The sequence below is a fragment of the Pseudomonas maumuensis genome (assembly GCF_019139675.1).
In the GTDB taxonomy this organism is placed as follows: domain Bacteria; phylum Pseudomonadota; class Gammaproteobacteria; order Pseudomonadales; family Pseudomonadaceae; genus Aquipseudomonas; species Aquipseudomonas maumuensis.
The window spans coordinates 981,467-1,004,321 of record NZ_CP077077.1 but is presented as its reverse complement, the minus strand read 5'-3'; the positions used below and the strand labels follow the sequence as shown (position 1 = coordinate 1,004,321).

At 66.1% G+C, this 22,855-nt stretch carries 20 protein-coding genes; 6 read left to right on the top strand and 14 right to left on the bottom strand.

Annotated features, from left to right (window positions below):
• Nucleotides 1-4: 4 nt before the first annotated feature.
• Nucleotides 5-904: a DMT family transporter gene (locus KSS90_RS04685; RefSeq protein WP_217868398.1), complete on the bottom strand. Its 900-nt coding sequence runs from the start codon at nucleotides 902-904 to the stop codon at nucleotides 5-7.
• 251 nt (nucleotides 905-1,155) lie between these two features.
• Between KSS90_RS04685 and KSS90_RS04680 the strand changes: the two genes are divergently transcribed.
• Nucleotides 1,156-2,031 (top strand): helix-turn-helix domain-containing protein, encoded by an 876-nt coding sequence (locus KSS90_RS04680; protein WP_217868397.1) that lies wholly within the window; start codon nucleotides 1,156-1,158, stop codon nucleotides 2,029-2,031.
• A 28-nt stretch (nucleotides 2,032-2,059) separates the two neighbouring features.
• On the opposite strand, the gene KSS90_RS04675 is transcribed toward KSS90_RS04680, so the two are convergent.
• The 6 genes from KSS90_RS04675 to KSS90_RS04650 form a co-directional block, all read right to left on the bottom strand.
• The gene (locus tag KSS90_RS04675; RefSeq protein WP_217868396.1) at nucleotides 2,060-4,462 is read right to left on the bottom strand and encodes a TonB-dependent siderophore receptor; all 2,403 of its coding nucleotides are present in this window, start codon (nucleotides 4,460-4,462) and stop codon (nucleotides 2,060-2,062) included.
• A gap of 116 nt (nucleotides 4,463-4,578) precedes the next feature.
• Entirely contained in the window at nucleotides 4,579-5,550 is a 972-nt protein-coding gene (locus KSS90_RS04670) for a FecR family protein (RefSeq protein ID WP_217868395.1), read from the bottom strand.
• Nucleotides 5,547-6,098, bottom strand: coding sequence for an RNA polymerase sigma factor (locus KSS90_RS04665; RefSeq protein WP_217868394.1), 552 nt, complete (start codon nucleotides 6,096-6,098; stop codon nucleotides 5,547-5,549). The genes KSS90_RS04670 and KSS90_RS04665 overlap by 4 nt, the downstream gene beginning before the upstream one ends.
• 4 nt (nucleotides 6,099-6,102) lie before the next feature.
• On the bottom strand, nucleotides 6,103-6,429 hold the full coding sequence (locus tag KSS90_RS04660) for a DUF3325 domain-containing protein (protein WP_046854208.1): 327 nt from the start codon (nucleotides 6,427-6,429) through the stop codon (nucleotides 6,103-6,105).
• Complete coding sequence (locus tag KSS90_RS04655) at nucleotides 6,429-7,991, bottom strand: PepSY-associated TM helix domain-containing protein (protein ID WP_217868393.1); 1,563 nt, start codon at nucleotides 7,989-7,991, stop codon at nucleotides 6,429-6,431. The genes KSS90_RS04660 and KSS90_RS04655 overlap by 1 nt, the downstream gene beginning before the upstream one ends.
• Nucleotides 7,988-8,293, bottom strand: a complete 306-nt coding sequence (locus KSS90_RS04650) for a DUF3649 domain-containing protein (RefSeq protein ID WP_217868392.1) — start codon at nucleotides 8,291-8,293, stop codon at nucleotides 7,988-7,990. The genes KSS90_RS04655 and KSS90_RS04650 overlap by 4 nt, the downstream gene beginning before the upstream one ends.
• Nucleotides 8,294-8,419: 126 nt before the next feature.
• Here KSS90_RS04650 and KSS90_RS04645 point away from each other — a divergent pair, with 126 nt between their 5' ends.
• The 3 genes from KSS90_RS04645 (at nucleotide 8,420) to fecA (ending at nucleotide 12,309) form a co-directional block, all read left to right on the top strand.
• The gene (locus tag KSS90_RS04645) at nucleotides 8,420-8,965 is read left to right on the top strand and encodes a sigma-70 family RNA polymerase sigma factor (RefSeq protein WP_225933134.1); all 546 of its coding nucleotides are present in this window, start codon (nucleotides 8,420-8,422) and stop codon (nucleotides 8,963-8,965) included.
• Nucleotides 8,962-9,888, top strand: a complete 927-nt coding sequence (locus tag KSS90_RS04640; protein ID WP_217868391.1) for a FecR domain-containing protein — start codon at nucleotides 8,962-8,964, stop codon at nucleotides 9,886-9,888. The genes KSS90_RS04645 and KSS90_RS04640 overlap by 4 nt, the downstream gene beginning before the upstream one ends.
• Before the next feature lie 111 nt (nucleotides 9,889-9,999).
• A complete protein-coding gene (gene fecA / locus KSS90_RS04635) occupies nucleotides 10,000-12,309 on the top strand; it encodes a TonB-dependent Fe(3+) dicitrate receptor FecA (protein ID WP_217868390.1) in 2,310 nt (769 codons plus the stop codon).
• 135 nt (nucleotides 12,310-12,444) lie between these two features.
• Here the strand turns inward: fecA and KSS90_RS04630 are convergent, their stop codons facing one another.
• Together KSS90_RS04630 and KSS90_RS04625 are read right to left on the bottom strand one after the other, a co-directional pair.
• Nucleotides 12,445-12,927: a glutathione peroxidase gene (locus KSS90_RS04630; RefSeq protein ID WP_102682126.1), complete on the bottom strand. Its 483-nt coding sequence runs from the start codon at nucleotides 12,925-12,927 to the stop codon at nucleotides 12,445-12,447.
• A gap of 145 nt (nucleotides 12,928-13,072) precedes the next feature.
• Nucleotides 13,073-13,558 (bottom strand): FKBP-type peptidyl-prolyl cis-trans isomerase, encoded by a 486-nt coding sequence (locus KSS90_RS04625; RefSeq protein ID WP_023630340.1) that lies wholly within the window; start codon nucleotides 13,556-13,558, stop codon nucleotides 13,073-13,075.
• Here KSS90_RS04625 and KSS90_RS04620 point away from each other — a divergent pair.
• Entirely contained in the window at nucleotides 13,557-13,859 is a 303-nt protein-coding gene (locus KSS90_RS04620) for a DUF3565 domain-containing protein (RefSeq protein WP_217869737.1), read from the top strand. The genes KSS90_RS04625 and KSS90_RS04620 overlap by 2 nt on opposite strands.
• A gap of 32 nt (nucleotides 13,860-13,891) precedes the next feature.
• Nucleotides 13,892-15,982 carry a phosphate acetyltransferase gene (pta, locus tag KSS90_RS04615; RefSeq protein ID WP_217868389.1) on the top strand — a complete coding sequence of 697 codons (2,091 nt, stop codon included), beginning with the start codon at nucleotides 13,892-13,894 and terminating at the stop codon, nucleotides 15,980-15,982.
• Between the two features lie 87 nt (nucleotides 15,983-16,069).
• Here pta and KSS90_RS04610 read toward each other — a convergent pair whose 3' ends face one another.
• The 5 genes from KSS90_RS04610 to KSS90_RS04590 form a co-directional block, all read right to left on the bottom strand.
• Nucleotides 16,070-16,789 (bottom strand): YiaD family glycine zipper/OmpA-like lipoprotein, encoded by a 720-nt coding sequence (locus KSS90_RS04610; protein WP_217868388.1) that lies wholly within the window; start codon nucleotides 16,787-16,789, stop codon nucleotides 16,070-16,072.
• A gap of 95 nt (nucleotides 16,790-16,884) precedes the next feature.
• Entirely contained in the window at nucleotides 16,885-17,529 is a 645-nt protein-coding gene (locus KSS90_RS04605; protein ID WP_217868387.1) for an MBL fold metallo-hydrolase, read from the bottom strand.
• Between the two features lie 69 nt (nucleotides 17,530-17,598).
• Complete coding sequence (locus KSS90_RS04600; protein ID WP_217868386.1) at nucleotides 17,599-18,291, bottom strand: sensor histidine kinase; 693 nt, start codon at nucleotides 18,289-18,291, stop codon at nucleotides 17,599-17,601.
• Nucleotides 18,288-19,895 (bottom strand): tetratricopeptide repeat-containing response regulator, encoded by a 1,608-nt coding sequence (locus KSS90_RS04595; RefSeq protein WP_217868385.1) that lies wholly within the window; start codon nucleotides 19,893-19,895, stop codon nucleotides 18,288-18,290. Before KSS90_RS04595 ends, KSS90_RS04600 begins: the two co-directional genes overlap by 4 nt.
• 144 nt (nucleotides 19,896-20,039) lie before the next feature.
• Nucleotides 20,040-22,757 carry a winged helix-turn-helix domain-containing protein gene (locus KSS90_RS04590; RefSeq protein WP_217868384.1) on the bottom strand — a complete coding sequence of 906 codons (2,718 nt, stop codon included), beginning with the start codon at nucleotides 22,755-22,757 and terminating at the stop codon, nucleotides 20,040-20,042.
• Nucleotides 22,758-22,855: the final 98 nt, after the last annotated feature.

Here is a 22,855-nt window from a genome sequence, read left to right as displayed (position 1 = left end):
CGGACTAGCTTCTGGCCAGGGCACTCTGCGTACGTTGCGACGGCTTGCGAAACACCAGCACATTCCCCGCCATCACCGCGACCAGTCCCAGCAGGGCTGGTGCAGTCCACTCATAGCCTTCTGCAAACGCCGACACGTTCAGCGCCACCAGCGGGAACAGCACCGTGCAGTACGCGGCCCGCTCCGGCCCCATGCGCCCGACCAACGTCAGGTAGGCGGTGAAGGCGATCACCGAGCCCGGTATCACCAGGTACAGCAGCGAGCCGATGTAGCGGGCGTTCCACTCCATGTCGAACGGAATGCCCCTGGCCAGGCAGTACACCGCCAGCATCGAGGCGCCATACAGCATGCCCCAGGCATTGGTGGTCATTGGCTTGAGCCCGGCCTTCTGTTGCACGCTGGAGAGCATGTTGCCCGCCGAGAAACACAACGTGCCGAGCAGGCCCAGCCCCAGCCCGTACAAGGTCTCGCGGCTGGCGGTGTGGTGCGAAAGCTCCGGCCAGAACAGCAAGCCCAGGCCGAGCAGGCCCAGGGCGCCGCCGGCCAACACGTTGGCGGCAATCCGTTGGCCGAAGAACAACCGCGCATTGATCGCGTTCCACAAGGTGGCGGTGGAGAACACCACGGCGATCAAGCCGGTAGCTACCCACTGGCTGGCGGTGAGGAAGCACATGAAGTTGACGCAGAACAGGCACAGGCCCTGGGCCAGGCACACCAGGTGGCCGCGCCGGTTCATCGGCTGCAGGCGGCGGGTGAGCAGCAGGAAGGCGAACAGGATCAACCCGGCCAGGGCGAAGCGGTAGACGATCGACACCGGGATGGCGACCTCGCCCAGTTGCAGTTTCAAGGCGATCCAGGTGGTGCCCCAGATCAGGACGGTGAGCAGGTAGAGCGACAGATTCACAGGCATTCCTCCAGACAGTCGACTTGGGGCCGCTTTGCGGCCCATCGCTGGCAAGCCAGCTCCCACAGGAACAGCACATGCCTTCACCTTGTGGGAGCTGGCTTGCCAGCGATCGAGGGCGCCGCCCTCGCCAGGACTACGAGTCTTTACCGCGCCCTGAGTCCGGCGCTTGCATAAACTTGCGCTTTTCCTCTTCCACCAGCTGCCTTCCCGCCCGCACCGCAGTACGATGGCCGGCAGAGGAGTCGCCCATGCCCCCACTCGATCACCTGCAGGTCTTCAACGCCCTCAACGCCTCGCCCCACGCCCGGCTGGAGCTGAGCGCGCACCTGGGCGACGGCCTGGCGGCGGCCTTGTGGAGCAACCGCGACGATGCCCGCGACTACCAGGCGCCCAGCCATCACACGCTGTCCTGCTACATCGCCGACGGTACCGGCACCTTCCGCCGCCAGCGCCCTGGCGATCGCGGCGCGCCGGACAAGCTGTGCGTGATGCCCGCCGGCCACGAGTCGAACTGGGTGATCAACGGCACGATCCGTCTGGCCCACTTGTACATCAGCGAGGAACAGTTCGCCCTCGGCTGCACCCGCCTGCTGGACCGCGAGCCCCGGGAAATGCAACTGCGCGAAGCGACCTTCCTCGACGATCCTCAGCAGGCCCGGCGTTTCCGCGAGCTGATCGGCCTGGACTGGGCCGAACCCGGCGAACGCCTGCTGGCCAGCAGCCTGGCCCACGACATAATCGACCATGCCGTGCTCAACCAGGTCGGCCTGCGCCAGGGGCTGAAACTCAAGGGCGGGCTGGCACCGCACCAGCGTCGGCAACTGGTGGACTATATCGAGGCCAACCTCGACCAGCCGCTGACGCTGGGGGAGCTGGCACTGCGCTGCAACCTGTCCGAGTACCACTTCGCGCGGATGTTCCGGGCGAGCTTCGGCCTGCCGCCGCATCAGTACCTGCTGGCCCGGCGGCTGCAAAGGGCGTGTCGCTTGCTGCGCATGGGCACCCTGCCCCTGGGCGAAGTGGCGCTGCTGTGCGGGTTTGCCAGTGCCAGTCACTTCAGCAACCGGTTTCGCCAGGCATTGGGAGCGACGCCGGGGGCGTATCGGGCGGCATTCGCCAGTTGATCCTGGGGCCGCATTGCGGCCCCGCTGATCAGAACTCCAGAGTGCTCGACAGGCTGACTTGCCGCGCATCCCCCACCGCGACGAAGTAACGGTTCACCGCCGAGCTGTAGTACACCTTGTCGAACAGGTTCTTCACGTTCAACTGCAGGCGCACCTTGTGCTCGTCCAGCTTGGTTTCGTAGCTGGCAAAGGCATCGGCCACGGTGTAGGCCGGCAAGTCGAAGTCGTTTGTCGCGTTGCCCGCACGCTCACCCACATAGCGCGCACCGGCCCCCAGGCGCAGGCGATCACCGCCGAACAGGCTGCCGTAGTCGTATACCGCCGAAAGCGAGCCACTGTGGCGGGCGACGTTTTGCAGGCGATTGCCCTTGAGCTGCGGGTCCTTGGTGACCTCGGCGTCAGTGAAGGCATAGGCGCCGATCAGGCTCCAGCGCTCGCTGAGCTGGCCGGTCAGGTCCAGCTCGACACCCCGTGAGCGGACTTCCCCCGCGTTGCTGTAGAGAATGGTCCCCGGCTGGGTATCGCCATCGGCCACCAGCACGTTGCGCTTGGTGATGTCGAACAGCGCCAAGGTACCGGTCACCGCGCCCGGCACGTCGAGCTTGGCCCCCAGCTCCCACGACTTGCCCTCCTCCGGCGCGACCCCAGAGTCCAGGGTCAGGGTACGGCCACCGCCGATGCTCAGCGGGGCGATGGTCGAGTTGGGCTTGAACGACTCGCTGTAGCTGGCATAGAACGACAGCTGGTCATCGACCTTGTAGACCACGCCCGCATGGGGCACCCAGGTCTGGTCGCTGGTGTCGGTGTTGACGTTGAACGGTCGGCCGCGGCCGGCGTACTGGTCGTACTGCTGGAAACGCCCGCCGGCCACCAGGATCCAGTGCTCGTCCAGGTGCCAGGCGTCCTGCAGGAACAGCGAATCGGTGCGCAGCTTGTCGGTCTGGTCGCTGTCGCTGGCGCGCACGCTGGTGCCTTCCACTTCGCGGCCATAGACCGGGTTCAGGTAGCTGAAGGTCGAGCGGCTGTTCTGGCGGATCAGGTCGGCGCGATAGACCTTGCGGTCCTCGTGATCGGCACCCAGCACCAGGTCGTGGCGCATGCCGGCCAGCTCGACGCTGCCGTTGAGGCTGAAGGTGGCGAACTGGTCGCGGCTCAGTGCGCCCCGGGTGCCGTCGATACTGCGCGACAGCGTACTCTTGCTTTCATCCACGCCGGTCACGCGCACCTGGCTGGCATCGTAGGTCTCGCGGTTGAAGCTGTAGCCGACGTGCAGCTTCCATGCGTCATCCAACTGATGGTCGATTTCCAGGCGGTACAGGTCGGAGCGGCCCTCCATGTCGTTGAACGGCTCGTCCAGGCGGCGGGTGGCGGGTATGTTCAGCGGGTGGCCGTCGCTGCCGAAGGCGGTACCGCGGTCGAACGGATAGCGAAACTCGCGGTGCTCATAGGCCAGCACCACCTGGGTGTCCTCGCCATACCAGGCCAGCGACGGCGCCACCAGTGATTCGCGATGCACGCCGAAGTTGCGCCAGTAGTCTTCATCCTCGTGATCGACGATCAGGCGATAGGCCAGGTTGCTCTCCCCCAGCGCACCCGTGCTGTCCAGGCCGCCGCCGCTGCCGTTCTTGCCGCTGCCGTAGGTCGAGCCGCGCAGGGTCAGGGCGTTGTACTGGGTAAGTTGCGGGCGCTTGCTGACCACGTTGATCACCCCACCCGGGTCCTGGATGCCGTAGAGCAGCGAGGCCGGGCCCTTGAGCACTTCGACCCGTTCGGTGCTGGCATTGAGCGCGCGGCCCTGCACGATCGGCATGCCGTCGCGCATGATCGAGCCGTCGCGGTTGTCGCCGAAGCCACGCTTCATCACGGTGTCGGCGGTACCGCCGAAGTTGTTGCCCTGGGTGATGCCGCTGACGTTGTACAGGGCATCGTCCAGGTTGCGCGGTGCCTGGTCGCGGATCACCTGGGCCGGGACCACGTTCACGGCCTGCGGGATGTCCAGGGTCGCGCCCTGGCCGCGCATGATCGAGGCGCTGGCCGGCGGCTGGTAGCTGTAGTCGTCCAGTTGCGAATTGATGGTGGTGGCCTGCAGGTTCAGTGCGCCGGAGGTGTCGAGCGGCTCCAGGGTCAGGGTGCGCGCGTCGAGGCGACGCCAGGCCAGGCCCGAGTTGCCGAGCAGCTGCTGCAGCGCCTGCTCGGCGTCGAAGGTGCCGTTCAGCGCCGGGGCCCGCAGGTCCGGTAGCGTCAGGGTATAGACCACGCTCTGCCCGGTGGTACGGCTGAAGGCGTTGAGTGCCTGGGCCAGCGGCTGGCTGGGCTGGGCGAAGGCATAGACCTGGCTCTGCTGGGCGGCCACGGCATGGGGCACGACGGCCATAACGGACAAGCTGCAGAGGCCGAACCAGAGCGAGACGCAACGCGGGGTGAACTTCATGGACGCGGACCTGTGGGCGGGATGATCGTATGCGAATGAATCGCACTTCCACTCACTACACGGATGCCGGCGTGGGGTACCTCATCACCTGATCGAAATATTTTTCTGCCCCGCGATCAACGCAGAACGGTCAACCGCCCCAAAACCGTCTGCCGCGAAAACCCCATCACCTTGCCCAGCGAATCCAACGCGGCCAGCGGCTCCCCTGCTGGGAAACTGCCACTGACCTTACGCTGCGCCAGCTCGTCGTCGAGCAACAGGATTCGCCCGGGGTAATAGCGTCCCAGGTCCTCGATCACCTGTGCCAATGGCACCTGGTAGTAGTTCAGCCAGCCCTGCCGCCAGGCCAGCCGGCTGTCGCTGTCCACTCCCTCGACCGTGCCGGCCACGCCTGCGGCATAGGCCATCTGCTGATTGGCCGTCAGTTCGCGGGCTTGCTGTCCAGCGCTGGCCGTCACCGCCACCCGCCCGCTGCGCACCGTGACCTGCGCGCCGTCACCCTGCCCGCGCACCTCGAACTGGGTCCCCAGCACCCGCACTTCGCCGCCTTGGGCATCCACCAGGAACGGTTCGCCGGTATGGGTCACCTCGAAGAACGCGGCGCCGCGCAGCAACCGCACACGCCGCTCGCCCTGGGTGAAATCCACTGCCACGGCAGTGCCGGCATCCAGGGTCAGTTGCGAACGATCGGCCAGGGTCACCTGGCGCACCTGCGCCCCGCTGGTGTAGTCGGCGCGCAAGTCCTGCAGCCAGAACTGTGGCTGCCAGCCTGCCGCGAATCCCAGCGCCAGGACCAGGCTCGCCGCCACCGCCAGGCCGCGCCACGGTCGCTTGCGCTCGGGCCGGCGCATGGCCTCCAGGTACGCTTGCAGACCTTGGTGTTCCTCGGCCGCCAGCCGCGCCGCCGGCGCCTCGCTCAGGCGCCAGAGCGCCTGGGCCTCGGCATAGGCCTGGCGGTGGGCGGGGCTCTCCAGCAACCAGCGCTTGAACGCCGCGCCCTCGGCCTGCGCCGGCTGCTGCTGGATGCGCCCCAGCCAGCGCAGGGCGGCCTGGGACTGGGCGGCAGTGATCGGCGGTTCAACACTCATCGACGGGCGCTCCCTGGCCGGCGCAATGGGGACGCGGGTTCGGCGACACTCGCCTTGCACGCTTCGAGGGCGCGCATCATATGCTTTTCCACTGCGCTCTGGGACAACTGCATGGCCTTGGCGATCTCGCCGTAGGTGCAGCCATGGATGCGGCTGAGCAGGAAGATCTGCCGGGTGCGTTCGGGCAATGCCCGCAAGGCAGCCTCGATACGTTGCAGGTCGTGGTCGACCTCCAGGGCCTGCTCGGGCGCCTGGGCACAATGCGTTTCATCGGGTTCGTGCAAACCCTCGGCGGCGCGGTCGCGGCTGCCTTCGCTGCGCAGGTAGTCGATGGCCAGGTTGCTGGCGCTGCGCAGCAGGTAGGTATCGAGCGCCTCGACCTTCACCTCGGGGCGCCGCCAGAAGCGCAGGAACAGATCCTGCACCAGGTCCGACGCCGTGGCGCGGCAGCCGACACGGCGGCTGACCAGCGCCTCCATGCGCGCACGCTGGGCGAGGAACACCTGGAGGAAGCGTGCCCGCCCGCCGCCGGCCTCGGAGTCGCTCAAGGGGCTAGACCGCCAGCACGGCCAGCAGCGGCCCGAGTACCAGGCTGGCAAGCGCCGCTCCGAGCAACAGCCGCGGTTGGTAGGGCAGGCCGAACACCCACAGGGTCACCCCGGCCATCAGCACGGCGATCCACTCCACCAGGCCCAGGGCCCAGCCGCGCCCATGCACGGCGAGGATCAACGACAGCAGCAGCAACGCCCAGCCCGTGATTTTCAAGGCTCGCAGCTGCCGCCCCGTGGGCTTGCGCCCAAGCAGGTCGTTGAAGTGTTTTTCCATGGCCAGGCACAGGCCGGCAAAACCGGCGAAGCCCATCAGCGCAACCCCCAGCATCAGCTCGCCTCCACGGTCTTGGCGGCGCGTGGTACACGCTTGGTGGCCGGCTTGGGCGCGCGCAGCATCTTGCCGGCGGCCCAGGCCAGGAACAGGCCGGTGGCCAGGGCCGTCAGGTCGAAACCGGCCATGGCCCAGTCACCGGCGGCGATGGAGTGATCCAGCCCCTTGTCGTAGGTCAGCGCGTTGAGCAACGGCAGCAAGGCGAACGCCAGCGCGCCCAGCGTCAGTTGTTCGCCCCAGGCGCGGCGCCCGCTCCTCAACATGGCGTGGAGCAACGACGCGCCCCAGGCCAGGAAGAAGCCGTTGATCTCCCAGTCAGCCCGCCCTTCCAACGTTGCCGGCAACAGGCGATTGGCCCAGAAGAACGCCGCCACGCCCAGCAACAGGCCGCTCATGCTGGCGATGTTCAGCACTTCGACCAGGCGCAGCTCGCCGGGCATGCGCGCGCTCTTGGCATGCTTGAGCTGGCGCTTGCCCAGCCACATCACCAGCCCGGTGCCGATCACCGCGGTGCCGGCCACGCCGAAGGCGAAGTACAGCCAGCGCAGCCAGGGCCCGGCGAAGTTGCCCATGTGCAGGCCGACGAAGGTGAACGAGGTGGTCATCGCCGCGCTTTCCGGCGCGCCGCGGCGCAGCAGCTCGCCACTGACGCCATCAAAGGTCCAGATGGCGCTGCGCTGGTAGGCGACACTGTCGGCCGAGGCGCGGGTGAAGGTGACCCGGGCGTTGCGGTCACCGGGGTTGTGCACCTGGATGTAGCCCATGCGCGCCCCCGGCGCCTGTTCCTGGACCTTGGCATACAGCTCGGTCAACGGCGCCAGCGGCGCGGCCTGGGCAACCGCCTCGGGCACCTCGTCGCGGCCGAACACATCGTTGAAGTAGCCGCTGCTGTCGCCGTAGCTGGCCAGGATGCTGGCCGGCATGACCATGTACATGAAGATCACCAGGCTGCTGTAGCTGATCATCAGGTGGAACGGCAGCACCAGCACACCGATGGCGTTGTGGCCGTCGAGCCAGGACCGCTGGCCCTTGCCCGGGCGGAAGGTGAAGAACTCCTTGAAGATCTTCTTGTGGGTGATGATCCCGGTGACCAGCCCCAATAGCATGATGAAGGCGCAGAAGGTCGACAGCCAGCGCCCCCATGGGTGGGGCATCTGCAGTTGGAAGTGGAAGCGGTAGAAGAACTCGCCGCCCCGGCTGTCGCGGGCCTCGACCGCCTCGCCAGTGCGCGCGTCGAGCTCCTTGTCGGTGAAACCACGCCGCCCACCACCGTTCGGATCGCGCCAGCTGACGCTCAACGCCGCCTCGCGCTCGCTGGGCAGGCGGATGAACCAGGTGCTGGCATGGCTGGCATTGGTTTCGAGGTAACGCTGGGCCAGGCCGAGACTGGTCACAGGGTCCAGCGGATGGCTCTGCACCTCGGGCTGGGTCCAGTGGCTGATCTCGTCCTTGAAGTACGACAGCGTCCCGGTGAGGAAGATGGCGAACAGCAGCCAGCCGAAGATCAGGCCGGTCCAGGTGTGCAGCCAGGCCATGGCCTGGCGGAAGCCTTCTTTCATGGCAGGTTCATCCAGTAGGCCAGTGCGTTGATCAGCCCCAGCACCATGCTTGGCAGCAGCATGCCCAGCCAGGCGCGCCAGGCGCTGCGGCAGGCGAAGCACCAGATGAAGGCGATCAGGTAGAAGACGAATGACAGCATCATCCCGGTCATCGTCGCGTCGGCCTGGGTCATCGGCGCCAGCAGGGTGATGCAGACACTGGCCATCGACGCCAGCAGGTAGCCACCCAGCAGCGCGGCCAGGCTGCGTGAGGTCACGGCCAGGCGGTAGCTCAGGGGAAGGCCGGCGGCTTTGCTCTTCATGGCGAGGGTCCGGGAATGGGGGTTGCAATACTAATGATTTCAATTCTCATAAGCAAAGCATGCCGGCGCAAACGGTCGCATGCCTTGCGTCGGCAGCAATTGCCGAACAGCGGCGGCATGAATACAATGCGAACAATTCTTACTTCCAGTTGCGCCTTGTGCGCCGGAGTCGCATCGGTGCCCAGCGCCCTCTCTTCCACCGTCGAAGGCCTCTACATCGCCCACCACAGCTGGCTGACCGGTTGGCTGCGACGACGTCTGGGTTGCCCGCAAAGCGCCGCCGACCTGGCACAGGACACCTACGTGCGCTTGCTCCAGGCCCGCGAAGCGCCGCAACTGATCGAGCCCCGTGCCTTCCTCACCACCGTGGCCAAGCGTGTGCTGTGCAACCACTTCCGCCGCCAGGAACTGGAGCGCGCCTACCTCGAGGCCCTGGCCCAGGTGCCCGAACAGGTGGCACCGAGCGAGGAAGACAAAGCCCTTATCTTCGATACCCTGCTGGAGCTCGACCGCCTGCTGGACGGCCTGCCGGCGCTGGTCAAGCGCGCCTTCCTGCTGGCCCAGGTCGACGGCCTGGGCCAGGGCGAGATCGCCCGTGAGCTGGGCATCTCCCTGGCCACGGTCAAGCGCTACCTGCACAAGGCAGCCCTACGCTGCTACTTCGCCCTGTGAACGGCACGTTCTCGGCGCAGATCGCCGAACAGGCGGTGCACTGGCTGATCGAGTCGCAGAGTGCCGATTTCGACCAGCACCAGGCCCTGCAGCACTGGCTGCAGGCAGACAGCGAGCACCAGCGCGCCTGGGCGCATATCCAGCAGGTCAACCAGCGCCTGCGCGGCGTGACCGCGCCAGTGGTCCACGCCACCCTGCAGGCACCACCCTCACCCGCCCGGCGCCGCGCCCTCAAGGTCTTGCTGCTGGCCGGCGTGGCCAGTGCCGCCGGGCTGGGCCTGCAGCAGCACAATCCACTGCCCGGGCTGATGGCCGACTACCGCAGCCCGGTCGGCCAGCGCCGCCGCCTGACCCTCGACGACGGCAGCCAGCTGCACCTGAACACCCGCAGCGCCGCCGATGTGCGCTTCGACGGCCAGCAGCGCCGGGTGCGATTGCAGGAGGGCGAGTTGTTGCTCGAAGTGCAAAACGATCCCCGTCCACTGCGCCTGGCCACGGCCCAGGGCGAGCTGCGCCTGGAAAGCGGGCGCTTCGATGTGCGCCAGTTCGACGGTTTCAGCCTGGTCTCGGTGTTCAGCGGCAGCGCCAGCGTGGCCGGCACACCGCTGCTGGCCGGCCACCAGGCACGGTTTGCCATGGGCGGCTGGCAGGCCATCGCGCCGCTCGACCCCAACCGCGCGGCCTGGGTGGACGGCATGCTGGTGGTGTCGCAGATGCGCCTGAGCGATTTTCTCGCCGAGCTTGGGCGTTATCGGCTCGGCCAGCTGGGTTGCAGCGAAAGCGTCGCCGACCTGCGGATTTCCGGGTCGTATCCACTGGCCGACAGTGAGCGGATCCTGGAAATGCTGGAGGTGACACTACCGGTGAAGGTGCGGCGGTTCACCCGGTACTGGGTGTCGCTCGAGGCGGCGTCAACCGGCTAAGCAGCAAACGGCAGACATAACCTGCTCGATCTTTTTTCCAACCCGTTGAGCCATTTCCCGAACCTCGCGTGACAGAGAAGGCAGAACCCCTTGTCACAGGACCTCCGTCACATGCCCCTGCGCCTCAGCCCCCTCGCCTACGCCCTGATCCTCGCCGCCCCGTTCGCCCTCGCCGGCGAGCCCCGTGACTACCACATCGCGCCCGGCACACTGGAACAGGCCCTGAACCAGTTCGGTCGCGAAAGCGGTGCGCTGATCTCGTTCAGCCCCGGCCTCACCCAGGGCCTGAACAGCCCTGGCCTGGAAGGCCAGTACGAGGTCGGCCAGGGCCTGGACGCCCTGCTGCGCGGCAGTGGCCTGCAGGCGCGTCAGGAGGTCGACAACGCCTACAGCCTGCAACCGCTGCCGGCCACCGGCGGCAATGCGGCGGTCGAACTGGGCGCCTCGACCGTGGTCGGCGATTGGCTGGCCGAGGCCCGCCAGGACAACGTCTTCGAGCACCCCGGTGCCCGCGACGTGGTGCGTCGCGATGAATTCGAACGCAGCGGCGCCAGCAGTGCCCGCGAAGTGCTCAACCGCATCCCCGGCGTCAACGCCCCGGAAAACAACGGCACCGGCAGCCACGACCTGGCGCTGAACTTCGGCATCCGCGGCCTCAATCCGCGCCTGGCCTCGCGCTCCACCGTGCTGATGGATGGCATCCCGGTGCCCTTCGCCCCCTACGGCCAGCCGCAGCTGTCGCTGGCGCCGATCAGCCTGGGCAACATGGACGCCGTGGACGTGGTGCGCGGCGGCGGCGCGGTGCGCTACGGGCCGCAGAACGTCGGCGGCATCGTCAACTTCGTCACCCGCGCCATTCCCGAAGAGGCCACCTTCAAGGCGGCGATGCAGAACCAGCTCAGCCCGTCGTCCAGCCAGGATGGCCTGAAGAACAGCGCCAACCTGCTGATCGGCGGCACCAACGCCAGCGGCCTGGGCGGCGCCCTGCTCTACTCCGGCACCCGTGGCAGTGACTGGCGCGAGCACAGCGACACGCAGATCGACGACCTGATGCTCAAGGGCAAGCTGCAACTGGACGAAGCCAACAGCCTGCACGCCATGGCCCAGTACTACGAGGGCGAGGCCGAGATGCCCGGCGGCCTCAGCACGGCGGACTTCGACGCCGATCCGTACCAGTCGACGCGCCTGAAGGACAAGTTCTGGGGCCGTCGCACCCTGTTCAACTTCGGTTACGACTACAAGCAGGACGACCGCCAGTTCAGCGTCAACAGCTTCTTCACCAAGACCCTGCGCAGCGGCTACCTGGACCAGGGCAGCTTCGTCTCGCTGTCGCCGCGCGAGTACTGGGTGCGCGGCATCGAAACGCGTTTCTCGCAGGGCCTGGCCCTGGGCGAAAGCTGGCACGAACTGGGCATCGGCTATCGCTACGTCAACGAAGCCGGCCATGAACTGCGTTACCGCGAACCGGTCAACGGCGCCCTGCCGACCACCGCCAGCCGCAACGACCGCGACACCCGCGGCAGCACCGAAGCCCACGCCATCTATCTGGACGACCGTATCGATATCGGCCGCTGGACCATCACCCCGGGCATCCGCTACGAGATGATCGACTCGCGGCAGAGCAACAAGCTCAACGGCCAGCAGTACCAAGGCAGCTACAACACCGCCTTGCCCGCACTGAACGTGATGTACCACCTCACCGACAACTGGAACCTGTACGCCAACACCGAAGGCTCGTTCGGCAGCGTGCAGTACAGCCAGATGCCCAACCGGGTCAGCAGTGGCGAGGTGAAACCGGAGAAGGCGCGCACCTGGGAAGTCGGCACCCGCTACGACAATGGCGACCTGCAGGCAGAGATCGGCGCGTTCCTGATCAATTTCGACAACCAGTACGAAAGCAACCAGACCAACGATTCGGTGATCGCCCGTGGCGAAACCCGCCACCAGGGCATCGAGACCAGCGTGCGCTACGCCCTCGACGGCCTGAGCCCGGCCCTGGCCGGCTTCGACGTGCATGCCGGCTACGCCTTCGTCGACGCCACCATTCGTGAAGACGGCCCGAACAAGGGCAACCAGGTGCCGTTCTCGTCGCGCCACAAGGGCACGCTGGGCATCGGCTACACCGAAGGCCCGTGGCAGTTGAACCTGGACAGCAGCTTCCAGAGCAGCCAGTACGCCGACAACGCCAACACCGGCAGCGAGAGTGCCGACGGCAGCACCGGGCGCATCCCCGGCTACATGCTGGTCAGCACCCGCGCCGGCTATGACTTCGGCCCTGCGCTTTCGAACCTGAAGGTGGCGGTGGGGGTGAAGAACCTGTTCAACCGCGAGTACTACACCCGCTCGTTCGACGACAACAACAAGGGCAAGTACGTGGGTGAGCCGCGCACGCTATACGTGCAGACGTCGGTAGCGTTCTAGATCGCCCGGGGCCGCCTTGCGGCCCTTTCACCGCGGTTCGTCGCCACGACAAGCCGGCTCCCACACCGACCGCGCCGTCCACAGGCAAAGCGCCCTTCCGTGGAAGCCGGCGAGCCGGCGCTGGGCAGCCCGTGATCAGGCCAGCGCTTTCTCAATCGCCTGCACCACGGTCGGATCGTCTGGCGCGGTACGCGGGGCGAAGCGTGCCAGAACCCGGCCATCCTTGCCGACCAGGAACTTTTCGAAGTTCCAGGTGATGTCGCCGGGGAACTCGGCGCCTTCGCCCGCCAGCAGGCGATACAGCGAATGGCGTTGCGCGCCGTTGACCTCGAGCTTGGCCCCCAGCGGGAAGCTCACGCCGTAGTTGAGGCTGCAGAAATCCTGGATTTCCTTGTCGCTGCCAGGCTCCTGGCCTGCGAACTGGTTGCACGGCAGGCCGAGCACGTTGAAGCCCTGGCCCTTGTACTGCTGGTGCAGCTTTTCCAGCGAAGCGTACTGCGGCGTCAGGCCGCACTTGGAGGCGACATTGACCACCAGCACCACCTGGCCCTTGAACGGTGCAAGGGGCAGGTCCTCGCCGTTCAGCGCCTTCAACGTCAGGTCGTGAAATGCACTCATGATGAAATCCCCTCTCAGGTTCCGATTGCCGCAGGGGCGAATCCCGCCCACGAAAAAGGCGCGCGGCCAAACCGTCCACCCTCCCGAGGAGGGCAAGTCCGGCTTGCCCGAGCGCCTGGCGACTCTCTGAGCTTAGCGCAGAAAATCAGTGGTGATGGCCACCTTCACCGTGGATGTGACGGTGAGCGATTTCTTCTTCGCTGGCGTCACGCACGTCGACAACCTTGACCTTGAAGTTCAGGCGCTGGCCAGCCAGCGGGTGGTTGCCGTCGACAGTCACGTCGTCGCCGTCGATGTCGCGGATGGTGACGATCTGCATCTGGCCGTCCGGCGCCGAGGCGTGGAACTGCATGCCGACTTCCAGTTGGTCGACGCCTTCGAACATCTTGCTGCTCAGGGTGCTGACCAGCTCGGCGGAGTATTCGCCGTAGGCTTCTTCGGGTTCGATGGCAACGGTCAGTTCGTCACCGGCCTGCTTGCCTTCCAGGGCTTTTTCCAGGCCCGGGATGATGTTGCCGGCACCGTGCAGGTAGACCAGCGGCGCACCACCGGCGGAGCTGTCGATGACCTCACCAGCGTCGTTGGTGAGGGTATAGTCGATGGAGACAGCCTTGTTGGCGGCGATCAGCATGGGGCAAGACCTTTTGCAAAAGAATATAGAACGAACAAGTGTAACCAACGCATCGGCCGATTGCGAACCCGGCGCGGACCAACAGCAGCCCATCAGTCGGATCACGGGCTTTCACCTCGACGAAGAGCGGCACTGGGTGGTCGAGCTGTCCTGCGGCCACACCCAGCATCTGCGCCACCAACCACCGTGGCAGGCCCGACCCTGGGTGCTCGACGCCGACGAGCGCGCCCGGCGCATCGGCCAGGCATTCGCCTGTGGCTGGTGCGCTCAGGGTGCCGTTAGCGCTACCCTTGGCCGCTGAATTCCTTGCACCGCTTATTCCGAGAAGCACGCATGCAGACATTTTTCATCGCGCCGACCGACTTCGGTGTCGGCCTGACCTCCATCAGCCTGGGCCTGGTGCGCACCCTGGAGCGCGCCGGGCTCAAGGTCGGCTTCTTCAAGCCGATCGCCCAGCCGCACCCCGGCGACACCGGCCCGGAGCGCTCCAGCGAACTGGTCGCCCGCACCCATGGCATCAAGCCGCCGACGCCCCTGAGCCTGGGCCATGTCGAGCGCATGCTTGGTGATGGCCAGCTCGACGAACTGCTCGAGCAGATCATCCGCCTGTACCAGCAGGCCTGCGTCGGCAAGGACGTGGTGGTGGTCGAGGGCATGGTGCCGACCCGCCACGCCAGCTATGCCGCCAGGGTCAACCTGCACCTGGCCAAGAGCCTGGACGCCGAGGTGATCCTGGTGTCGGCGCCGGAAAACGAGGTGCTCAGCGAGCTGTCCGGCCGTGTCGAACTGCAGGCCCAGCTGTTCGGCGGCCCGCGCGACCCGAAGGTGCTGGGGGTGATCCTCAACAAGGTGCGCACCGACGAAAGCATGGCCGATTTCGCCACGCGCCTGCGCGAGCACTCGCCGCTGCTGCGCGGCAACGACTTCCGCCTGCTCGGCTGCATCCCCTACCAGGCCGAGCTCAACGCCCCGCGCACCCGCGACGTGGCCGAGCTGCTCGGCGCCCAGGTGCTCAACCCCGGCGACTACGACCAGCGTCGCATGAGCAAGATCATCATCTGCGCCCGCACCGTGGCCAACACCGTGCCGCTGCTGACCTCCGGCACCCTGGTGGTGACGCCGGGCGACCGCGACGACATCATCCTCGCCGTGTGCATGGCGGCGATCAACGGCGTGCCCCTGGCCGGCCTGCTGCTGACCAGCGACAGCAAGCCCGACCCACGCATCCTCGAGTTGTGCCGCGGCGCCCTGCAGGCCGGCCTGCCGATCCTGTCGGTGAGCACCGGCTCCTACGACACCGCCAACCAGCTCAACTCGCTGAACCGCGAGATCCCGGTGGACGACCGCGAGCGCGCCGAGTTCATCACCGACTTCGTCGCCAGCCACCTGGACGCTGCCTGGCTGCACCAGCGCTGCGGCACGCCACGCGAGCTGCGCCTGTCACCGGCGGTGTTCCGCTACCAGTTGATCCAGCGCGCCCAGCAGGCCAACAAGCGCATCGTTCTGCCCGAGGGCGCCGAGCCCTTGCTGGTGCAGGCCGCGGCCTTGTGCCAGGCCCGGGGCATCGCCCGTTGCGTGCTGCTGGCCAAGCCCGAGGAAGTGCAAGCCGTGGCCCGCGCCCAGGGCATCACCTTGCCGCCGGACCTGGAGGTGCTCGACCCCGAGGTGATCCGTGGTCGCTATGTCGAACCCATGGTGAACCTGCGCAAGAGCAAGAACCTCAACGCGCCGATGGCCGAGCAGCAACTGGAAGACCCGGTGGTGATCGGTACCATGATGCTGGCACTCGGTGAAGTCGACGGCCTGGTCTCGGGCCTGGTGCATTCCACCGCCAACACCATCCGGCCGGCCTTGCAACTGATCAAGACCGCGCCGGGCAGCAGCCTGGTGTCCTCGGTGTTCTTCATGCTGTTCCCCGACCAGGTGCTGGTCTATGGCGACTGCGTGATGAACCCGCACCCCAGCGCCGCCGAACTGGCGGAGATCGCCCGGCAGAGCGCCGAGTCGGCCGAATCGTTCGGCATCGCGCCACGGGTGGCGATGCTCAGCTACTCCAGCGACTCGGCGGCCAGCGACGAAGAGGTGGAGAAGGTCCGCGAGGCCACGCGCCTGGCGCAGCAGGCCGAGCACGACCTGCTGATCGACGGCCCGTTGCAGTACGACGCCGCCGCCAACCCCGAGATCGCCCGACAGCTGGCGCCGTCGAGCTCGGTAGCCGGACGCGCCACGGTGTTCGTATTCCCCGACCTCAACACCGGCAACACCACGCACAAGGCGGTACAGCGCAGCGCCGATTGCGTCAGCCTCGGGCCGATGCTGCAAGGGCTGCGCAAGCCGGTCAACGACCTACCGCGCGGGGCGCAGGTGGACGATATCGTGCATACCATCGCGTTGACGGCGATTCAGGCCAGTACCGAGCGCTAGAAAGCATCGCGGGACAAGCCCTCTCCCACGCCATGAATGAATAGTGTGGAAGCGGGCTTGTCCCGCGATCGATTGCAACCAGGCGGCTTAAGGGTACTGTTGTACGGTTCCCTGCTGGTCATACTGCTGGCCCGGGATCGGCTTCAGGTTGACCTCGACCCGACGGTTCTGCGCACGACCATTGGCATCGGCGTTGCTGGCGATCGGCTGGTCCGGGCCCATGCCGCGCACGCTGACCCGCGACGAATCCACGCCCTGGGAGGTCAGGTAGGTGCTGACCGCCTGGGCACGGCGCTGCGAGAGGTCCATGTTGTGCTGACGGCTGCCGGTGCTGTCGGTGAAGCCCACCACTTCGATAGTGTTCTGGTTGAACTGCTTGAACGAGTTGGCCAGGTTGTTCAGCGGCGAGTAGAAACTTGGAGAGATATTCGCCGAATCGGTGGCGAAGGTGATGTTACCCGGCATGATCAGCTTGATCTGGTCGCCCTGGCGCTGCACTTCGACGCCGGTATTGGCCATCTGCGCCCGCAGCTCGGCTTCCTGCTTATCGGCGTAGTAACCGTAACCGGCCGCTGCGGCGCCCACCGCGGCGGCGCCGATCAGCGCACCCTTGCCGCGGTTGTTGTGGTCGATGGCGGCTCCAGCGATGGCACCGGCCAGCGCGCCCAGGCCACCGTACTTGGCGGTCTTGCTCATCCCTGTGGAGCCCTGCGCCTGGCCCTGGCTGTCATACGGGTTGGGGCTGGCACAACCAGACATCAGGGCGGCGGCGGTAGCGACGATAATCAGACGACGCATGGTGAACATGGACAAGCTCCTACTGAAATTCAAAAGTGCAGCGGATCGCCTACGGATCTATGCCAGCCTTGGATTGCAGCGCTGCGGAAAAATTCCATGAAACCTCAGGCACGCACGAAGGGGTTCTCGCGCATCTCGTCGCCGAGGCGGGTGTCCGGGCCATGACCGGTCACCACGGTGGCGTCCTCATCCAGGCGGTACAGGCGTTCCTTGATGGAACGAACGATAGCCCGCTGATCGCCTCCCCACAAATCGGTACGCCCGACACCACGGCGGAACAAGGTATCGCCGGCGATCAGCAACTTGTGCTCGGCGAACCAGAAGCTCATCGAGCCTGGCGTATGCCCCGGCGTGTGCAACGCCACGCCGCAGCCGCAGGCCAGCTCCTCGTCGTCGCTCAGCCAGCGGTCCGGCGATGGCACCGGCGTGTAGGGCACGCCGAACATCTGGCACTGCATTTCCAGGCTCTCCCACAGCGGTTGGTCGGCCTTGTGCAGGTGCAGCGTGGCGCCGGTCAGCTCCTTGAGCCTGCCCGAGGCGAGGAAATGGTCGAAGTGCGCGTGGGTGTGAATGATGCTCACCAGGGTCAGGCCATGGTGTTGCAGGCGGGCGAGAATCTTCTGCTCGTCCCCGCCCGGATCGACGACGATGGCGTGCTTGCTGACCGGGTCGCCGATCAGGGTGCAGTTGCACTGCAAGGGGCCGACGGGGAAGGTTTCGCGGATTAGGCTAACGGGCAATGGGTTCATTGTTCTGGAACTCGGTACAGTCGATAGAGAGAGCGAATATGACCATGGTCCAGCTTGCCTCTCACCAAATCAAGGCAGATACAACCGGAACAACCCGCCCCCCAGCGTCCCGCCATTGGCGATCTCGATCCGCCCGCGCACGCCATTGCGCTCGTGCAACGCGGCAATCCGCGCCGCGAAATACAGCCCCAATCCGGTACTGCCACTCTGCGAATCGATACCCTGCACGTAGTCATGCTGGCGTTCGAGCATGCGCTGTGGATAGCCAGCACCATCGTCGTTGACGCTGATCACCAGCTGCTCGCCCTCTTCCTCGATGCTGATCAACAAGGCGTGGCCGGCATAGCGGATGGCGTTGGTGAGCACATTGGTCACTACCGAGGCGACCAGTTCACGGTCGAAGAACCCCAACGGGCTTTCGGTCTCGATGCGCCAGGTAGCCAGGATATCGCGGTGCTTGATCACGTCTTCCTGGGTCGCCAGTTGGGCCTCGATGAAGTCGTCCAGCTCGTGATAGCCCGGGCAGATGGGCAACTGGTTGACGCCCAGTTTGTAGAGCCCCAGCAACTGCACGAGCATGCCGTTCAGATGGCTGAGTTCATGCTCCACCACGCCCTGCTCGGTTCCGCCGCGCAGCTCTTCAGGGAGGCGCGCCAGCCATTGATTGTGGGCGTGGGTCAGCGCCGAGAGGGAGTTCTTCAGGTCATGCACGGTGGAGGCGATCACCGTGGAAAAATCCAGCCCCTGGTTATCCTGGTTCATGCGCCAAAGACCCGGATGTGCAGTTTGCGGTAACGGTCATAGCGGCTGTCGCTGGCGGGAATGCCGGCCACGCTGGTAAGGCAGTCGCGGCACTCCTGCATCAACGCCGGCGGCGGCGTCTCGCCGCCGATGCGCAGCAGCGCCTGGGCGGTGTTCAGGGCAATGCTGATGTTCTTCGGCTGCAGCGACAGCGCCTTGCGGAACATGCCCAGCGCCTCGTTGAGCTGGCCCCCCTGGTAGCTGCGCACGCCCTGGCGGTTGAGGTCCACGGCTTCGGTCACCGCCCCCAGCACCAGCGGGTCGTCGGTGAGCTTGGCGACGCTCTGCATGACCTTGGGGTCGTCACCGTAGGTTTCCACGCAGCCCTTGAGGATAGAGGTGCCTGCCGCGTCCTGACCGAGTTGCTGCAACTGCTTGGCCACTGTCAGCGCCGCCTCGACGGAGAAGAACTGATCCATCTTTTCCAGGCGCAGCATCGCCTGCTCGGTGAGCTTGGCAGCGGTATCCGGGTCACCGGCCTGCTGCAGGCTGGCAGCCTTCATCAGGCGGGCACGCACCTGCAGGCCCTGGTCCTCGACGTTCTCCTTGGCCACCTCGCTGAGCACGGTGTTGATTTCCACCCGGGTGCGCGCATCGAGACCGTTGCCGGTGTTCTTGCTCATCAGCGCCTGGACCAGGCCGAGATTGCTTTCGGCGTCCTTGTAGCGCGAGCTTTGCCCCTGGTTGACCGCATGGCGATAGGCCTTGGACGCGCTTTCGAAGTCGGCGTTGTCCAGCGCCAGCTTGCCCAGCGCAGCCTGGCGGCGCACCGCGAGCGGCGACAGACGTACAGCCTCTTCGAGCATGTGCTGGGCGCGCTTGGTTTCGCCCTGGGCCACCAGCACGTCGGCCATGCCATCGTACAGGTTGGGCATGATCGGGAAGGCCTTGAGGGCCTGCTCGTAGACGCCCTGGGCCTGGGCGTTCTGGCCACGCTTGTGCAACAGGCTGCCTAGCGCCGCGTAAGCCCAGGGTTGCGGGCGGCTGGCCAGGATGTTCTTGAGGAACTTCTCCAGCTCTTCGAAGCGATTGAGGTCGCGCAGGGCATCGGCACGATAGCGCAGGCACAACGGGGCGAACCGCGGGTCTTTCTTGCACAGCTCGGCGCAGGCAGCGAGCACCTCGGCCGGGCGGCTGCGATCCAGGGCCTGGAGGATGGGCTTGAGCAAGGTCTTGCGCTGGGTCAGCTTCTCGAGACGCTGGGCCAGGCCTACGCGGTTGAAGGGCTTGGTCAGGTAGGCGTCGGGCTCGTGCTCGATGGCGCTGAGCACGATGGCCTGACTGCTCTCGGCGGTGACCATGATGAACACGCATTCATGGCTGATGAGCTTGTCGAGAATCAGGTCCTCGAGCACCTGTTGGCCATTCTTCTTGCCATCGCCCAGGTGGAAATCCTGGAGGATGAAGTCGTAGCGTTTCTGCCCGCACATGCGCAGCGCCTGTTCGCCACTGTCGGCGGTGTCAACGTCGCGTACGCCCAGCTCGCGAAGCATCGAGCGGGTCGAGGTGCGGAAGTCGGTAAAGTCGTCGACGATCAGAAAGCTTTTTTGCCCGTACTGCAGCATCAACACGACCTGTATTGGAAGAAGTGGGAAGTGGCGCACGGCGATGCGTATCGCCGAAAAGTGTATCGGCAGCGGATCGGGAAAGATGAGCGCGGAACGGCGATAGCCTTGTGCCGCTATCTTAACGGCCGCCCCTGCCGCACACTAGACCAGCAATCCCAGAGACTTGGCCCTGGCCACCGCCTGGGTACGCCGCTCCACGCCCAGCTTGCTGTTGATATGGCTGGCGTGGGTCTTGACCGTATGCAGGGAAATGAACAGCCGCTCGCTGATCTGCTGGTTCGAACAACCCTGGGCGATAAGTTCCAGCACGGCGAACTCGCGGCTGCTCAGGGCCTCGGTGGCGCAAGTGCTGGCGACGAGGGTTTCCGGCAGGTACGTCAGCAGATCGCGCTGCAGGGGACAGGCGGCACGGCCGGCCAACTGCTCACGCAGCCATTGCGGCTGCTCCTCGATCAAGCGCTGGAATGCCTGCAAGGTACCGCCCTGCGCGGCTTCCAGTGCCTGGGCAAGCAGCTTGGCCGCCTCGGGCTCACGCCCCTGGGCCAACAGCAATGCGATCAACTGGCATTGCGCGCTGACCATCAGCGTCATGCCACCGCTGGCCTGCCCGCGCTCGATCAGCTTGCGCAGCCTCGCTTCGGCATCGTCGACACGGGCCAGCACCCGCTCCAGCAACGCTTGCTGCAACTCGATGTGCAACGGCAACAAGGGGTGGAACTCCGGCGCGGCGGCAGGCTGCTCGCCACCGTAGGTCTGCCCCAGACGCAGCAGCCAGGACTCCGCCAGGTCCGTGCGGCCCTGGGCCAGCCACAGCTCGCATTTCACCAGGGTAATCATGGCCAGGTAGAAAATCGGCGGCACATCCCAGATATGCATCAACCGCTCGGCCTCGGCCAGCTCGGAAAATGCCTCGGCAAACCGCCCTTCACGCCCGTCGAGCGAAGCGATGACGCAGTGCCCGATCAGGACACTGATATCGCGACAGCTCCGCGCCTCGCTGAGCCCGGCGCGCAACCGCGCACGGCCCGGGGCACAGTGCAGGCGGGTAGCCAACAGATACCCCTCGTACAAGGTAAGACGGGCGCGCACTGCATACAGGCGTTGCCCCGACAGGCCCTGCAACCGTTGCAGCCCCTGGCGCACTTCATCCAGTGCCCGCAGTATCTCGCCTCGAGCGTGCAGCACCCGCGCCCGGTCGTAATGGGCCAATGCCTCGAACAGCGGATTGCCGACCCGTTGCGCCAGCTCGAGCGCCTCACGGTTCCAGCCCCGCGCCCGCCAGAAATCGCCATCGGCGATGGCCAGGTTCGACAAGGTCGACAGGCACACCAGGCGCTGCCCATAACGTTTGCTCGGCAAGCTCTGCAGCGCCTCGCCACAATAGGCGAGGGTTCGCTCGCGATCACCACGGCCGCGGGCGATGACCCCGCTCAGGGCAAGCCACTGGGCGAGCATCGATTTTTGCGCCGTGGCCGAAGGCGCGGGCAGGAAACGGCTCAAGTAGGCCGCCAGTTCCTCGGCGGCGTCCAACTGGCAGGCAAGCCCCAGGGCCCAGCTGTACAGGACAATCAACCTGGGCGTGCTGATCAGCAGGCTGTCGGGCAAATCCATTTTCCAACGCAGCAGCATGCCGACATTTTGCTCGGCGAGCAGTTGCTCCTCCGACAGGCTCTGTACCAGGTCCGCCGCCACATCGAGATGGCCGGCCCGCAGGGCCTGCTCCACCGCTTCGTCCAGCAGGCCCTGCCCTTCGAACCAGCGGCAGGCACGCAAGTGCAATCCCGCCTGGGGGCCACTGGCTTGCCGGCTGCGCAACAGGTCGGAAAACAGATGGTGATAGCGGAACCACAGCCCATGCTCATCCAGCGGCACCAGGAACACCTGGTGGGCCTGCAGGTAGCGCAGGATCTCGGCACTGTCGTGCCGCTCGCGCAGGGCATCGCACAGTTCGGCGCAGAAACGCTCCTGGCAGGCGGTGTCGTAGAGAAACGCCTGCACAGGCGCCGGCAGGATCTCGATCACCTCTTCGAGCAGATAATCGCGAATCAATCCCTCGCCGCCATGCAGTGCTTGGGGCAAGGCGTTGTCATCGCCGGATTCGCTGGCCGCCAGCTGCCAGAAGCGCAGCCCAGCCACCCAGCCGTCGCTGCGCTGGATCAGGTTGTCCAGGGCCTGGCCGCGCAGACCGGTGGGCTGACGACCGATCACCGCCAACGCTTCATCGGCAGTCAGGCGCAAGTCCTGCTCGTTGAGCTCGACCAGCTGGCGCGACAGGCGCAAACGTGCCAGGTGCCAGTCGGGCCGCTGACGGCTGGTGACCAGCAGGACCAGCCCGGCAGGCAGGTGATTGAGGAAGAACTGCAAACATCGATCGAGCACCGGCCCCTGGGCCAGATGGTAGTCATCCAGGACCAGCAGCAGGGGTGTGTCCGGCTGCAGATAGAGCGCGAGCTCATCGAGCAGCCCATCGAGCCATTCCTCGAAGGCGAAGGGCTGATGACGCTGGCGCATCTTCAACAGGCCCATGGCCTGCCCGCCGAGCGCCGGGCAGAACTGCTGCAGCCCTTCGAGCAAGCGCTCGAGAAAGCGGCCAGGGTCGGCATCGCGCTGACTCAACCCGAGCCAGAGGCTGCGCCAATGGCTAGGCAGCTCCTGACAGAACTCGATGGCGAGCGAGCTCTTACCGAACCCTGCAGGCGCGTTGACCAGCAGCAGGCGCCCCGCCAGGCCAATCTGCAGGCGCTGGCACAGGCGTGCCCTGGGCACGTGCGCCTCCGGCAGCGGTGGCCGGAAGAAGCGCCCGTCCAACAGGCCCAAGGCCTGGCTGGCGACTCCATGCGTACGGGACAAGTCTGTCATGGCCGGCTCGTTCTGATTGGAATATGGCGGCGGTACGGTTTGTTGCGAGACTAGCGGCAAACGCTGCGCATTTGAAGATGATGCAGGCGCTTTGCCTC